This is a genomic window from Paenibacillus physcomitrellae, from assembly GCF_002240225.1.
In the GTDB taxonomy this organism is placed as follows: Bacteria; Bacillota; Bacilli; order Paenibacillales; family Paenibacillaceae; genus Fontibacillus; species Fontibacillus physcomitrellae.
This window is the reverse complement of sequence record NZ_CP022584.1, coordinates 4145629-4160453: the sequence shown is the minus strand read 5'-3', so window position 1 is coordinate 4160453 and position 14825 is coordinate 4145629. Positions and strand designations below refer to the sequence as shown.

The window sequence follows — 14825 nt, the reverse complement described above, 5'->3', positions numbered from 1 at the left end:
AGCTTTGATTCTATTACAGATCGGAAAGGAGTCCTTATGAGAGCTGCAAGAACTTCGCGGGGCTTGACCCTGCTGGTGCTCAGGGAAAGCCAGTCGCCGGTCAGGCAGCTGTATGTGCCTAAGCCTATATTGGTTATTGTCCCTTTTGCCGCGATCTTGTCCATCTCCAGTTTGATCATCAGCCTCCAGCTCCGTTCGGCCGACCGGATTGCCGGGCTGCAGCATGAACTGGCCTCGAAGCAGCTCGAGCTGACCTCGAAGCAGCTGGCGATGGAAGCTGTTGTCTCCGACAAAGAAGAAGCGCTCCGAAGGCTGCGCAGCCAGGTTGTAAGCCTCTCCCAGCAATCCCAAAGCGTCCAGGGACGTCTTCAAACGGTTTCTGCTCTGCAGAAGCAGCTTGAGCAGTTTCTTGGCAGCCAGCCCTCCTCTTCTACCGCTGGCGACAGCAGCAGTGCCGCCGCGGATATCAAACCCTCCACCCTACAGTGGAACAGCGGAAATGCAGTTGGCGGCGAATTCATCGCTGCTCATCAAATCGGAACTGAGGCGCTTATCCAGGAAACCGAAGATGATTTTCAAGCGATTAATCAGCTGATCGACCAGATGCAGAAGCAGGTTCCTTATCAATTGGACAAAGCCCAAGCCAGGCTGGAGGCCTTATCCTCCACCCCTTCCTTATGGCCGACTTCATCCCATACAGTTACGTCAAGCTTTGGTTACCGTACCGATCCTTTTACGGGCAAATCTGCTTTTCATGCCGGTATTGATATTGCGGGCAGCACCGGTGATCCCGTGTATGCTGCCGCGGCAGGCACAGTGCTTTCTGTTCAGCGTGACGGATCGAGGGGCAATTATATCGTCATCCGGCACATCAATGGTCTGGAAACCTGGTATATGCACCTCAGCTCCGCGGTTGTCCAGCAAGGCGATTCCGTTATAAAAGGGCAGACGATCGGCAAGCTTGGGAATACCGGGCGAAGCACAGGCCCGCATTTGCATTTTCAGGTCATGAAGAAAAACGATCCGGTCAATCCTCTACCGTACATTCAATAACATTAGAAAGACTATAGAAGGAATTTTGAAGGACTTCAGAATCACTTCTTTGGGAAAATGATTCGCGCAAATTTACCAAGCTGGAGTCCGAATATCCATTCTTCTACAAGGAGGCATCATAATGAAAATGTCCAAATCAGGCAAAAATACCTACACGCTTATCGGCCAGGGAAGCGATATCGAGGGAGTTCTCCGCAGTCAATCCGGCGTGAGGATTGAAGGCACCTTCCGAGGAGAAATCGAAACCTCCGGTGAAGTATTCATCGGAGCCAGCGGCGAAGCCCATTCCAGCATTAAAGGCTCCTCGATTGTCGTTGCAGGAAAAGTTTTTGGCGATGTCGTTACAGAAGGACGGCTTACGCTTCTTGAAAACGGCCACATCGTCGGAAACATCGACGCCCGCTCGCTGGTCATTTCCGAGGGCGGCCGTCTAAATGGAGAAACCCGGATGGATCAGCCTGCCGCTGAAGGCCGAACTGCTTTCGGCAAAAAAGCCCTGCAGTCGGAGGCCGAAACCGTTTAGTCTCTCCTCCTGACAGGTAGTGCGTTTAAGAATTTAAGATCGAGTTCTTGTTCTGAAGATCACCCCGTTTTTAGGCTGGTGATCTATTTTGTTTTTTAGGCATCCTTCCTACAAAGGATTAAAATTTCCTTATATTCCCCTGGTAATAACCTTGATCTTTGGGAACCTTAAGTTTCAAGGAGTCGTGCAGCTGCTGAATACCTTGTTCCAAACCGGTCTGCTTTAATGCTGTGGCCCTTTGAAATAGTAAGCGCTTTTTACAACCTAAAAAAAACAAACCTCATACCTTAAATTCCCGTCTTGATGGAAGCGCTTCAAAAAGTAACAATAGACATATACCAAATAAGGGGGCATTGAATAATGGCGAACAAACCACTCAAAACATTAGCTGTAGTTCTGGCTGGCGCACTCACTTTGGGCCTGGCCGCATGTGGAAACGCTAACAACGACAGCAACTCCGGAGCCGCTTCTTCAAACGGTGGATCCAACAGCTCCAGCAGCGACAAGAAGGTAACTATCACCTTCCAAAACATTTATCCAGACCAAACAACTCCGTCTTACAAGACGCTGCATGATCTGGTAGACAGCTACGAGAAAGAGCATCCAAACGTAAAGATCGAGCTTGATACACTTAATACAGACCAACAGAAAGTGAAGCTCAAAACACAGGCCGCTTCCAAAGAAGTACCTGATATTACAATCGTTAACCCAGCTGCTCAAATGAAACCTTTCGTAGACGCAGGCCTTTTGGCTCCGCTGAACGATATGCTGGATCAAAACGGGCTGAAAGATACTTACCAAGCAGGCCTGCTTGATAACTACACCTTCGATGGCAACGTTTACGCCATTCCGGACGGTAACAACGTTGAAGCCGTTTTCTATAACAAAGATTTGTTCCAGCAAGCAGGTATCTCTCAAGTGCCAACCACTTTTGATGAGCTGCTGGCTGACGTAAAAGCACTCAAAGCTAAAGGCATTACGCCGATCGCAATCGGTGAAAAAGATACTTGGACGGGTTCCTTCCTGTTCATGAACATCCTGCTTCGCACAAACGGCGGCCCTGGCTTCCTGCAAGATGTTGTGGACGGCAAGAAAACATTTGAAGATCCTGCCTTCATCGAAGCTGTTGACCGCTTCCAGGATCTGGTGCAAGCCGGAGCATTCCCTGATGGCGCAACTTCCATCGATGCTAACGCAGGCGGCAACTTGTTCAAAACTGGTAAAGCTGCAATGTTCATCATCGGTACTTGGGAAACTGGCGCTATCGACGCTTCTTCTGTAGGCAGCCAAGTTGGTGCATTCCGCTTCCCTACCGTTGACGGCAAAGGCGATCTGAACGATTTCATGCTGGCTCCTGGTAGTGCGTTCGCAGTTTCCGCTAACAGTGAACACCTGCAAGAAACAAAAGATTTCTTGAACTACTTCGGCGTGAACTATCCTAAGAAACAATTCGAATACAAAAATGCTGTAGGTTTGGGTCAAAAAGTTGACGGCGACTTGAAAGCAGCCGGTTACTCCAACCTGGCTATGGATGTAGCAGCTTTGTTCAACGATATCAAAGGCGGAGACCTTGCCTTCGATAACACGATGAATCCTGCTGTAGCACAAGCTCACTTGAACAGCATCCAAAACCTGTTTGTACAAAAAGTGGATTCTGCAACTGTAGCTAAAGAGCATCAAGCCGCATTTGAAGCCAACAAATAAAAAAACGGCTTTTGATTCAGGATGCGAAGAAGCCGACAAAGCTCCTTCGCATCCTGCTTTTACGAAAAGATATATATAAAGGGAGGCGGAGAAACCATGAATGTCCTGAAAGTTCCGGCCCGTACAATCGCCGTGTTTGTGCTTCCATGTCTGCTGTTGTACGTCGTGCTCGTGTTTGTGCCTATTCTCGTATCCTTCTATACCGGCCTTCTAAGCTGGGATGGGATTACGGATTCCAAATTTGTAGGTTTCGCAAACTTTAAAACGATGTTTTTCGATGATCCTGTGTTCTGGCCTTCCGTACGGCGGACCTTGCTGTACGCGGTAGCGTCGATGCTTGAAATTCCAGTCTGTTTGTTTATGGCTATCATGCTTAATCGTTTTATCAAAAAGAGAGCAAACACACTGGTTTCCATTTATTTTGTTCCGGTTATTCTTTCGGTCGTTATCATCGGCCAACTTTGGAAAACGATTTACAACCCGGCGTCCATGGGCGGTATGCTGAACGGCATTCTCGTCTCCCTGGGACTGGACAGCTGGCAGCACGGCTGGCTGACTGAACCTAAGATCGCCATTTACTTCGTCTATATCATTTCGCTTTGGCAGTTCTTCGGTTACCACCTTCTGATTCAATTTACAGGGGTCCAGAACCTGCCGGAGGAAGTTTATGAAGCGGCTAAAATTGACGGCGCTGAAGGCTTCAAGGCAGACCGTTACATCACTTTGCCGCTGATAGTGCCAATCTTTAAAATTTCGATTGTGCTTGCGTTTATCGGTTCCCTCCAGGCCTTCGATATGGTTATGGTCGTAACCGGCGGCGGTCCTGCGCATGCCACGGACGTTATTTCTACCTTAATGTACAATAACTCCTTCCTGTCTTTGAAATATGGATACGGCAGTGCGATCGCGACCTTCTTGGTTCTCGTTTGTCTGATTTGTACATTTATCATCAACTTCATCTTCGGTCGCATCGAGAAAAAAGTAGGATAAGGAAAGGAGAACACGATTATGAAATACGTAAAAAAAGGACTCGTGTATCTTCTGTTCGCGATTCCTGTCGTTACCCAATTATACCCGCTGCTTTGGCTGTTCCTGTATTCCTTGAAATCAAATGAAGAAATCTTGGGAGGAAGTTTTTTCTCTCTGCCTAAGAAATTCCTCTGGGGCAACTATAAAGAAGCCTATGAGAACGGCAACTATCTTCAATATTTAGGCAACAGCGTTCTTGTCACTGTGTGTACTATGGTATTTGTTATTCTGCTTGCTTCCATGGTTGCTTACGCCATTTCCCGCTTCCGCTGGAAATACGGCAATGCCGTTATGCTCGTCTTCCTGATGGGTATGATGATTCCGATGCAGGCCACACTGCTGCCTTTGATGCTGATCTTCAAAAACTTGAAATATGGATCCTTCCATGTGCTGGATTCGCCTTTGTCCCTGATTCTGCCTTACATCGCCTTCCAGCTTCCAATTGCTATCTTCATTCTGTCCGGCTTCATGAGAAGTATCCCGGGTGAAATTGAGGAATCCGCTTTTGTGGATGGCGCCAGCATTTACCGGATCTTCCGCAGCATTATTCTTCCGATCTCGGCTCCGCCGATGATGACGGTTTGTATCCTGACCTTCATCAATATCTGGAATGAATACATTATGGCTGCAACCTTTATCTCTTCCGAAAGATGGAAAACATTGCCTTTCGGTATCTACTCTTTCGTCAGTCAATATTCGGTTAACTACGGCGACATTGGTGCCTTCCTGATTATGGGCGCTCTGCCGGTTATCATTATCTACTTCGTTCTGTCCGAACGTATTACTAAAGGCATGGTTGCCGGTGCGGTTAAAGGCTAACAAAATCTGACAAAGTGGGTTTGTTTTTCAACAAAACCGCATTATAATTAAACAGCAGAACACCATAACGGGGGGAGTAATTCCTTGAAGAAAGGCATTCATTCCATACACCACAGGTTGTTTCTGCTGTTTTTGTTTTGCATGTCCGGCATTCTATTGATTGTCAGTCTGCTCTACTACAACAGAACAACCTCTCAGTTCCACCAAAAGATCAGCGATCTGTCGACAAAAAACGTCTCGCAGACCGTAGCGCTGTTCGATCTGCTTTACAAAGGTTATGACAGCTTGTCCAAAACCTTGAGCAACAACTTTGATATGGTTCGAGTGCTGAATGAAACCACCAATGAGCCTGCGCTTCAGTATATCAATGAACAAACCATCACCAATATGATTGGTGCAGTATTTTATTCAAGGGAAGACCTGATCGGCATTCATGTCATCACCAACAAAGGCAAAATCTATAACTACGGGAACTACTTTAACATCGTTGACCCCAATTATCACTCCGAGGACTGGTATAAGCAGCTCACGGATTCGTCAGGCAGACTGATCCTGCTCGGCGTCTTCCCCCACTCCTTGATTGATCAGAACGAAAGCCGTCCCGTCCTTGCTTTCGGCCGGCAGATTTATAATCTGAATGAACATAAGCCGATCGGCATCGTGCTCTATGAAACAGATCCCCAGCCGATATTGTCGGCGCTTGATAATTTGAAATTAAGCGATCATAGCCAGGTCTATCTGATGTCCAAAGATGATCGCGTTATTTTTTCATCGGATACATCCAAGAAAGACGCTCCCAAATTGTCGGGTTTGACGGATACTCAGGATGTTGTCGTGCGGCAGGACAAACAGAATCTCATTGTGGCATCCAGCTTGCCCTTCTCGGACTGGTCGGTTGCAAACGTGACCCCAAATCGGGATTTAAACGTCGAGATGGTTCAGATGCAGCGTTATTTGCTGATTGTCATTTCCATTCTGATTATTGTGTCTGCTCTGATTGCCTCTATGGTATCCAGGACGATTTCCCAGCCTTTAATCCGTTTGATCCGGGAAATGAAACAAGTTGAGATCGGTAATTTCCGCGGAGAGGTTAATGTGACCTCCTACATGGAAATCAATACGCTTGTCGCTTCCTTCAACCGGATGGTGCATCGAATCGAGGAGCTGATTGAACGGGTGAAGATTTCTTCGGTCAGTGAGAAGAACGCCGAGCTGCACGCCCTTCAGTCGCAGGTGAATCCTCATTTTCTATACAACACCCTGGATATGATTTATTGGATGCTTGACGAGAAAGGACAAGACAGCTTAGGTGAGGTTGTGCTTTCCCTGTCTCATATGTTCCGCTACAGCAGCCAATGGGAGCCCGGAGCCAAAGTGACGTTTAGAGAAGAGCTAGAGCAGATCCAGCACTATCTCACCATCATCAAGATGAGACTGGAAGGACGTCTCCAGGTCGATGTTCAAATCGAAGACAAGCTGCTCGATATTCGGCTTCCGAAGATGACTCTGCAGCCCGTCATAGAAAACGCCGTCAAACATGGACTTGAGGCTTTGGACCGGCCAGGCAGGCTGGTGGTCTACTCCCGTGAGCAAGGTAACCTGATGGAAATCATTATTCAGGATAACGGCAAAGGCATGGCAAGGCCCGTGTTGGAGAAGCTTACACGATCCTTAAATGAGGGACAGGAGCTGGAAACCAGTACAAAAGGCGGCGGTATAGGATTAATCAACCTGCATCGCCGATTGCAATATATGTATGGCTCCGAAAGCGGCCTGGAAATTGAAAGCTCGCCAGGCGTAGGAACTACGGTCATTATTCGGCTGCCACAGCTGGAGGAAGGAGGAACAGGCTTGTGAATATTCTGATTGCGGACGATGAACGCGCAATCCGTGAAGGCATCAAACGGACGATTCTCCAGACGTTCCCCGCACATGAAGTGGACGTTGCCGAATCAACGGCCGAAGCTGCGGAGCTGCTGGGCAGCAAGCGGATCGACATTGTATTAACCGATATTTTAATGCCGGGCATCAACGGCCTTGAATTCATGAGGATGTCCAAACATCGTTACCCTTATGTGAAATGGGTAGTCATCTCGGCGCACAATGAATTTGCTTACGCCCAGGAAGCCGTCCGTCTCGGCGCCCGGGATTATCTGCTGAAACCGATCGGTAAGAAAAGGCTCGCAGAGCTGATTGAGGAGCTTGAGGACGAGGTTCGGCTGGAGCTTGAAACCTATCGGGAGGAAGAACTGCTGAAGTCCAACCTGAAATATTTGCGCGAAGGCGTCTTTCAGCGGCTGGCTTCCGGGCTTGATACCGGTAATCTGAACATTGAACCTTTCATTGAAGATTATCCAAGCTTCTATCTGATTCTTGTCCAGCTTGATGCTGGGGATCGCAGCGTGAATCTGGAGCATTTCATTATTGAAAATGTGCTCTCCGAGCTGATTGATCGCTGTGGCGGCGGGTTTGTAGTCAGCTACGACCGGCAAAGTGTGCTGGGGCTCTTCACGCCTGCCGACGAAAGCAAGCTGGAGAAGCTGCAAACGCAGCTGAAAGAGCATATGAATCATTACCTGAAGGTTCCGTTCCAAATCATGTATTCGGAAGAAAATAACGATATCCGCTCGGTTCCTCAAATTATTATGAAGATGCGCAAGGTTTCTCCGATCAAGCTGCCTGAACCGATCAAAGGCAGCGGTGAAACCGCCATCGAGGTAGCCCTGCAGTATATCAATGAACATTATAATGAGGACTTGTCCCTGGAACGCATCGCTTCGGTGGTATTCCTGAATCCGGTCTATTTCAGTCAGCTGTTTAAACAGAAGACAGGGCAAGGCTATAAAGAATATGTTATCTCTCTCCGGCTGGAGCATGCCAAACAGCTGCTGCTTAATCCGGGCTTTAAGCTTGCTGAAATAGCTGAACGGATCGGCTACCAGGACATGAGGCATTTTACCCAGGTCTTCCGAAAGAAATTTGGTTTGACCCCAACAGAGTTCAGGCAACAGCAGCTCAGCGGCTCGAAATGAGCCCGGAGCCCTCTATTGATTTAAAATGAAAACCCGCAAGCTTCCTTATTGGTTAAGGAAGCTTGCGGGTTTTCTGACGGATGCAGCTTTTATCAGGAAATCGATCTAACGGAATCGCTCAGGTTGAGTGGTTGAGTGGTTGAGCAGTTGAAGGGTTCCCGGTTTCCGCAATCCGGTATCCGTTAAGCTGCGACATCTCTTTTGATGAAGACAATCCAGGACACGGCCAGAAATAGGATCACATAAACCGCTAGCACCACAGCCGAGAATCCTAGGGTCATGCCGGCTGTCCCGCCGCCGCCAAGCATATAACGGCTCAGGTCCATGTTGGTAAACAACACATATTTGACCCAAGTGTAGCGCTCCGGATCCAGCAGTAGCTGGAAGATATTACGGGCAAATAGGATAAACATCGCCAAACCAATCGCAATTCCGCTGCTTCTAAACAAAGTTGACAGCATAAAAGCAAAGATAGAGATGACCAGCAAATCGATGTACCGGTAAAACAGCATCTCCATGCTGAACGAGAAAGCCGAATACCCCGCCGGATAGCTGCTGCTCGATGTTCCATGAAAGAGTACAAAGGATAGAACAAGATCAACCACTATGAATATGATCGTCAGCAGCAGGGAGAACAGAATGCCGGCAAGCAGCTTGGACAGCAGGATTTTCCCCCGCTTCCATGGCCGGATCAGCAGCAGCTTAATGGTTCCCCAACCAAATTCCGAAGCGACGATATCGGCAAATATAATCGCTGAAAAGACCGAAACCAGCAAATACATAACCGTCAAGTCCGAGAAGATATCCCAAGCCCCCGGCTCGCTACTCATGCTGACTTTCATTAATACAGCAATAAGAGCTGGAATCAGGATAACTAGACCAATCATAACCCAGGTCCGAAGACGTCTGTAAATCTTCATATTTTCATTGCTAAGCAGCTGGAGAAAGTTACCCAATTTGACCGCCTCCCGTCATTTCCAAAAATTGATCTTCCAGTGAACGGGTCAACGTACGAATGCCGTACACGCGAATGCCGGCGGCAGTCAGCCTGGCGTTTAGCATTGCGACCTCTTCCCTGTCGCCCGTGACGATCAGCAGCGAACCATCCATTCGTCCAGCCCCCGCTACAGCCGCTGCTTCCTCCGGCTTGTCCACTTCGAATGCTGTCTCCTGTTTATTCGTCTCCCCTTCGCCCCGGAGTGACTTCACATCCACGAGTTTGCCCTGCTTAATAACAGCAACCGTATCACACATTAATTCCATTTCGGCGAGCAGGTGACTGGAGACAAACACCGTTGTTCCCTCATGGTGCGCAAGCTCGCGCAAATAGTCGCGCAGTTCGCGGATGCCCTGCGGATCCAGGCCGTTGGTCGGCTCGTCCAGCACAAGCAGCTTAGGCCGGTGCAGAATCGCCTGCGCAACGCCAAGCCGCTGGCGCATACCAAGGGAATAGGTTTTGACCTTCTCATGTATCCGATTGGTTAATCCAACGCGGGCTACAGCCTCATCAATCCGTGCTTTGGTAACGCCGGGACTCATACGGGCATAATGCAGCAGGTTCTGATAGCCGGTCAGAAATTTGTACATCTCGGGATTCTCGACAATAGCCCCGATTTGCTTCATAGCGCCTTCAAAATCTGCTTTCACACTTGACTCACCGATAAAAATATCGCCTTGGCTGATCGACATCAGCCCGACCATCATTCGGATCGTTGTCGTCTTCCCGGCTCCGTTTGGACCCAGAAATCCATAAACCTGGCCGGCGGGGATTTCCAGGTTTAAATTGTCGATCAGCGTTTTGCCGCCAATCTTCTTACTGACGCCTTTAATCCGGACTACCGGTTGTTGGCTCATTGTGGGGCACACTCCTCATCTTTTTCTTGTACAACCCTCATTTAGGCAGTATTTCCCTTAATTGTAACACATTCAGCAAATAAAGGCCGGGTTCAAGGAAATCATCCTTTGTCCCGGCCTTCATTTACACTCCAATCAAATCTGTTGCCTTCGATCATCCGTTCCAATAGCAGATCAGTTGCCTGCTCTGGCCATCTCACGCATATTGGCTTCAAAGGCAGCCAGCAGCGCCTCTTCGCCCTGCAGTCCGTCATCATGGACTTTACGGATCTGTTCCAGCATCCGTTTGTAGTCCTTCGGAATGACGCGTACAAATTGCGGCAACGACTCAGACCAGCTGTCCAGCACTCTGCGGCCGATTTTACTGTCCGTGTACAGGACATGGCGGCTGATCAGCTTACGCAGCTCCTCTTGCTCCGCACTTTCCTCCACCCGCTCCAGCAGCACCATTTCAAGGTTGCAGCGGTCGATGAAGGTTCCTTCCGGATCGTAGACGTAGGCAATGCCGCCTGACATCCCCGCCGCAAAGTTGCGGCCCGTACCGCCCAGCACGACTACACGTCCTCCGGTCATATATTCGCAGCCGTGGTCGCCCACACCTTCCACCACAATGTTTGCCCCGGAATTCCGGACTGCAAACCGTTCACCGGCGATACCGTTGATGTAACCCTCGCCGCCGGTTGCGCCGTAGAAAGAAGTATTGCCGGCGATGATGTTCTCCTCCGGAGTAAAGGTAGCTCTCGGGGACGGCTTCACAATCAGCTTACCGCCGGATAAACCTTTACCAGTGTAGTCATTGGCATCGCCTTCGACAGACAACGTCATACCGCGAGGCACAAACGCTCCGAAGCTCTGTCCAGCCGAGCCTTCAAAGTGGAAGCTGATCGTATCTTCCGGCAGCCCTTTAGCCCCATATTTGCGTGTGACTTCGCTGCCAAGCAGCGTTCCTGTCGCACGATCAACGTTCGTGATCGGGAAGCGGGCGCTTACGGCCTCCCCGCGCTCCAGCGCAGGGGCGGCAGCCTTGATCAGCTGTTTGTAATCCAGCGTCTCTTCGATGCCGTGATTCTGCTGACGCGTGCAGTAGCGCGCTGTGCCTTCCGGAACTTCCGGCATATGCAGCAGGCCGGAAAGGTCGACGCCTTTCTTCTTCCAATGATCAATCGCTTCATTGGTATCCAGACAATCGTTACGTCCGATCATTTCGTTCAGGCTGCGGAAGCCCAGCTCCGCCATCCATTCCCGAAGATCTTCGGCTACAAAGGTCATAAAGTTCACAATGTGCTGCGGATCGCCCGTGAAGTTCTTACGCAGCTCCGGATTTTGAGTGGCTACGCCGACCGGGCACGTATCGAGCTGGCAAACCCGCATCATAATGCAGCCAACCGCAACCAGCGGCGCTGTAGAGAAGCCGTATTCTTCGGCGCCCAGAAGGGCAGCTACCGCCAAATCACGGCCGTTCAGCATTTTACCGTCCGTCTCTAGGACAACGCGGTCACGCAGCTTGTTCAGCATGAGCGTCTGATGCGTTTCGGCAAGACCCAATTCCCAAGGCAGACCCGCATGGCGGATCGAGCTTTGCGGAGAAGCGCCTGTGCCTCCGTCATAACCGCTGACGAGGATCACGTCCGCACGGCCTTTGGCCACGCCTGCGGCGATCGTGCCGACGCCGGCTTCGGATACCAGCTTCACGTTGATGCGTGCTCTGGCATTGGCATTTTTCATATCGTAAATGAGCTGCGCCAAATCCTCAATCGAATAGATATCGTGGTGAGGAGGCGGCGAGATGAGGCCTACGCCCGGCGTAGAGCCGCGGACTTCCGCTACCCAAGGGTAAACCTTACGTCCAGGCAGCTGTCCGCCTTCGCCCGGTTTGGCCCCCTGAGCCATCTTGATCTGAATTTCATCCGCATTCACCAGGTAATGCGATGTGACACCGAAACGGCCAGAGGCGATCTGCTTGATCGCGCTGCGGCGGGAATCACCGTTCGCATCCGGAATATAACGGGCCGGATCTTCGCCACCTTCGCCGGTGTTGCTCTTGCCGCCGATCCGGTTCATACCGATCGCAATCGTTTCGTGTGCTTCTTTACTGATCGAACCAAAGGACATGGCCCCGGTCTTAAAGCGTTTCATAATGGAAGCAGCGGATTCCACTTCTTCGATCGGCACCTTAGGTCCGACCGGCTTCAGTTTGAGCAGGGAACGCAGCGTCAAATGACGTTCGTTCTCCCCTTCCACCAGCTTGGCGAATTTCTTGTACAAGTTGTAATCTCCGGTACGTACCGCTTGCTGCAGCAGATGAACGGTCTGCGGGTTGAACAGATGCTCTTCGCCGTCCGCTCTCCATTGATATTCGCCGCCGGTGTCAAGCACTTCGTCACGGCCGCTTTGGTCGGTGAAGGCCCGGTAGTGCATGGCCAGATTCTCCATGGCTACCTCTTCAATGCCGATACCTCCGATCCGTGATGGCGTCCAGGTGAAGTAACGGTCCACAAAGTCGTTTTTCAAACCAACCGCTTCAAAGATTTGAGCGCCGCGGTAGGACTGAATAGTCGAAATCCCCATTTTGGAGAGAGTCTTCACGACCCCTTTGGTCGCAGCCTTGATGTAATTACGGATCGCCTTCTCCAGCGAAAGCCCGGTGATCATGCCTTGACCGATCATGTCGCGGATCGTTTCAAAAGCCAGATACGGATTGACGGCGCTCACGCCGTAACCAAGCAGCAGCGCAAAATGATGCACCTCACGCGGTTCGCCGGATTCCAGCAAAATGGTCACCTTCGTACGTGTCTCCCGTTTGATCAGGTGATGGTGCAGGCTGGATACAGCCAGCAGCGAAGGGATTGCCGCGTTCTCCGCGTCCACGCCTCTGTCGGACAGAATCAGTACGTTATGCCCTTTGTCAATAACGCGGTCAGCCGCTTCGCACAGCGTTTCTACCGCTTGACGCAGACCTTCTGCACCTTCAGCTGCCGGGAACAAAATCGGGATCGTCATCGAGCGGAAGCCTGGCCGGTGTACATGGCGCAGCTTCGCGAATTCCTCATTGGACAAAATCGGCGTCTCCAGACGGATCTGTCTGCAGCTTTCCGGTTCCGGATTCAGCAGGTTGCGTTCCGGACCTACCGTCGTCCAGGTAGAGGTCACCAGCTCTTCACGGATCGCATCAATCGGCGGGTTGGTTACCTGGGCAAACATTTGTTTAAAATAATTGAACAACCGCTGCGGGCGGTCGGATAATACCGCAATCGGAGCATCATAGCCCATGGAGGCAATAGCCTCCTGGCCTGTCAGGGCCATGGGTTCAAGCACCTTGCGAAGCTCCTCAAACGTGTAGCCGAAAGCAAGCTGACGCTGGGTCACGTTATGGTGATCCGGCTCCGGCAGCGCAGGGGCATCCGGCAGCTCTTCCAGCGTAATCAGATGTTCATCCAGCCAATCACGGTATGGATGCTCCGCCGCAATCTGGCTTTTCACTTCCTCATCGGAAATGATCCGGCCTTCTTTCGTATCCACCAGCAGCATACGCCCAGGACGCAGACGGTCCTTCAGACGGACATTTTCCGGTGCAATATCGAGCACTCCGGCTTCCGAGGACAAAACAATCAGATCATCCTTCGTTACATAATAACGGGATGGGCGCAGACCATTACGGTCCAGAATCGCACCGATCTGAATGCCGTCCGTGAAGCCCATAGCCGCCGGGCCGTCCCACGGCTCCATCAAGGTACTGTGGTATTCATAGAAAGCTTTCTTGTCTTCGGACATACTGCTGTGGTTGTTCCAAGGCTCCGGCACCATCATCATCGCTACATGCGGCAAAGAACGGCCTGCCAGATACAAAAATTCGAACGTATTGTCAAACATGCCCGTATCGGACCCGTCCGGATTGATAACCGGTTTGATCTTCTCCAGATCGTCCCCGAATACTTCACTTTCCAGCAAGGATTGACGGGCATGCATCCAGTTCACGTTTCCGCGCAGCGTATTGATTTCGCCATTGTGGATCATGAAACGGTACGGATGCGCTCTTTCCCAGCTAGGGAAGGTGTTCGTACTGAAACGGGAGTGAATGAGCGCGATTGCCGATTCCAGACGGGAATCTTTCAAATCCAGATAAAACTCTCCGACCTGCTCGGTCGTGAGCATGCCTTTATAGACGATTTTACGACAGGATAAACTTGGCATATAAAACTGCTCGCCATATTGAGCGCCCCCGTAACGGATATCAAGCTCGGCTCTGCGCCGAATCACATACAGCTTGCGCTCAAAGTCGATATCTTCCTTAAGCCCTTCGCTGCGTTTAATAAAAATCTGCCGGACAAATGGTTTGGCCGCTTTCGCTGTTTCTCCCAGCATTCCATCGTAAGTCGGCACCGTACGGAAGCCGAGCAGTTCCTGTCCTTCTTCTTGAACGATTTCAGCAAGACGATTTTCCTGTTTTGCACGGACTTCTTCATCATGCGGCAGAAAAATCATGCCAACTCCGTATTGTCCCGGCTCAGGCAGATGGAAACCCAAAGCTTCACACTCTTCAGCGAAAAAGCGGTGCGGAATTTGCAGCAAAATGCCCGCTCCGTCACCGGAGTTGGGTTCGCTGCCCTGTCCGCCGCGGTGTTCCATGGCGACGAGCATCGTCAATGCTTGGGTAATAATGTCGTGGGAAGCGCGGCCTTTAATGTGAGCAACGAAGCCCATGCCGCAGGCGTCTTTTTCAAACGTCGGATCGTACAGACCCTGTCTAGCGGGAATGTCAGTATGTTTCATACTCATGCAACCTTTCTGTACGTTATTTCTTCCAATCAGGA

10 protein-coding genes are annotated in these 14825 nt (G+C 50.5%); 7 read left to right on the top strand and 3 right to left on the bottom strand.

Features of this window, described 5'->3' with window-relative positions; translation table 11 throughout:
* Positions 1-36 precede the first annotated feature (36 nt).
* From CBE73_RS18685 to CBE73_RS18655, 7 genes are all read left to right on the top strand, one after another.
* Entirely contained in the window at positions 37-1053 is a 1017-nt protein-coding gene (locus tag CBE73_RS18685; protein ID WP_094095523.1) for a M23 family metallopeptidase, read from the top strand.
* Positions 1054-1174: 121 nt separating this feature from the next.
* Complete coding sequence (locus tag CBE73_RS18680) at positions 1175-1576, top strand: bactofilin family protein (protein WP_094095522.1); 402 nt, start codon at positions 1175-1177, stop codon at positions 1574-1576.
* 360 nt (positions 1577-1936) lie between these two features.
* Positions 1937-3280, top strand: coding sequence for a sugar ABC transporter substrate-binding protein (locus CBE73_RS18675; RefSeq protein WP_094095521.1), 1344 nt, complete (start codon positions 1937-1939; stop codon positions 3278-3280).
* 96 nt (positions 3281-3376) lie between these two features.
* Positions 3377-4270: a carbohydrate ABC transporter permease gene (locus CBE73_RS18670; protein ID WP_094095520.1), complete on the top strand. Its 894-nt coding sequence runs from the start codon at positions 3377-3379 to the stop codon at positions 4268-4270.
* A gap of 18 nt (positions 4271-4288) precedes the next feature.
* Positions 4289-5128 (top strand): carbohydrate ABC transporter permease, encoded by an 840-nt coding sequence (locus CBE73_RS18665; RefSeq protein ID WP_094095519.1) that lies wholly within the window; start codon positions 4289-4291, stop codon positions 5126-5128.
* A gap of 84 nt (positions 5129-5212) precedes the next feature.
* Positions 5213-6985 (top strand): sensor histidine kinase, encoded by a 1773-nt coding sequence (locus CBE73_RS18660; RefSeq protein WP_094095518.1) that lies wholly within the window; start codon positions 5213-5215, stop codon positions 6983-6985.
* Complete coding sequence (locus tag CBE73_RS18655; protein ID WP_094095517.1) at positions 6982-8160, top strand: response regulator transcription factor; 1179 nt, start codon at positions 6982-6984, stop codon at positions 8158-8160. Before CBE73_RS18660 ends, CBE73_RS18655 begins: the two co-directional genes overlap by 4 nt.
* A gap of 182 nt (positions 8161-8342) precedes the next feature.
* Here CBE73_RS18655 and CBE73_RS18650 read toward each other — a convergent pair whose 3' ends face one another.
* From CBE73_RS18650 to gltB, 3 genes are all read right to left on the bottom strand, one after another.
* Positions 8343-9116 carry an ABC transporter permease gene (locus CBE73_RS18650; protein WP_094095516.1) on the bottom strand — a complete coding sequence of 258 codons (774 nt, stop codon included), beginning with the start codon at positions 9114-9116 and terminating at the stop codon, positions 8343-8345.
* Positions 9109-10014 carry an ABC transporter ATP-binding protein gene (locus CBE73_RS18645; protein ID WP_094095515.1) on the bottom strand — a complete coding sequence of 302 codons (906 nt, stop codon included), beginning with the start codon at positions 10012-10014 and terminating at the stop codon, positions 9109-9111. The genes CBE73_RS18650 and CBE73_RS18645 overlap by 8 nt, the downstream gene beginning before the upstream one ends.
* Before the next feature lie 174 nt (positions 10015-10188).
* Positions 10189-14784 (bottom strand): glutamate synthase large subunit, encoded by a 4596-nt coding sequence (gene gltB, locus CBE73_RS18640; protein ID WP_094095514.1) that lies wholly within the window; start codon positions 14782-14784, stop codon positions 10189-10191.
* Positions 14785-14825: the final 41 nt, after the last annotated feature.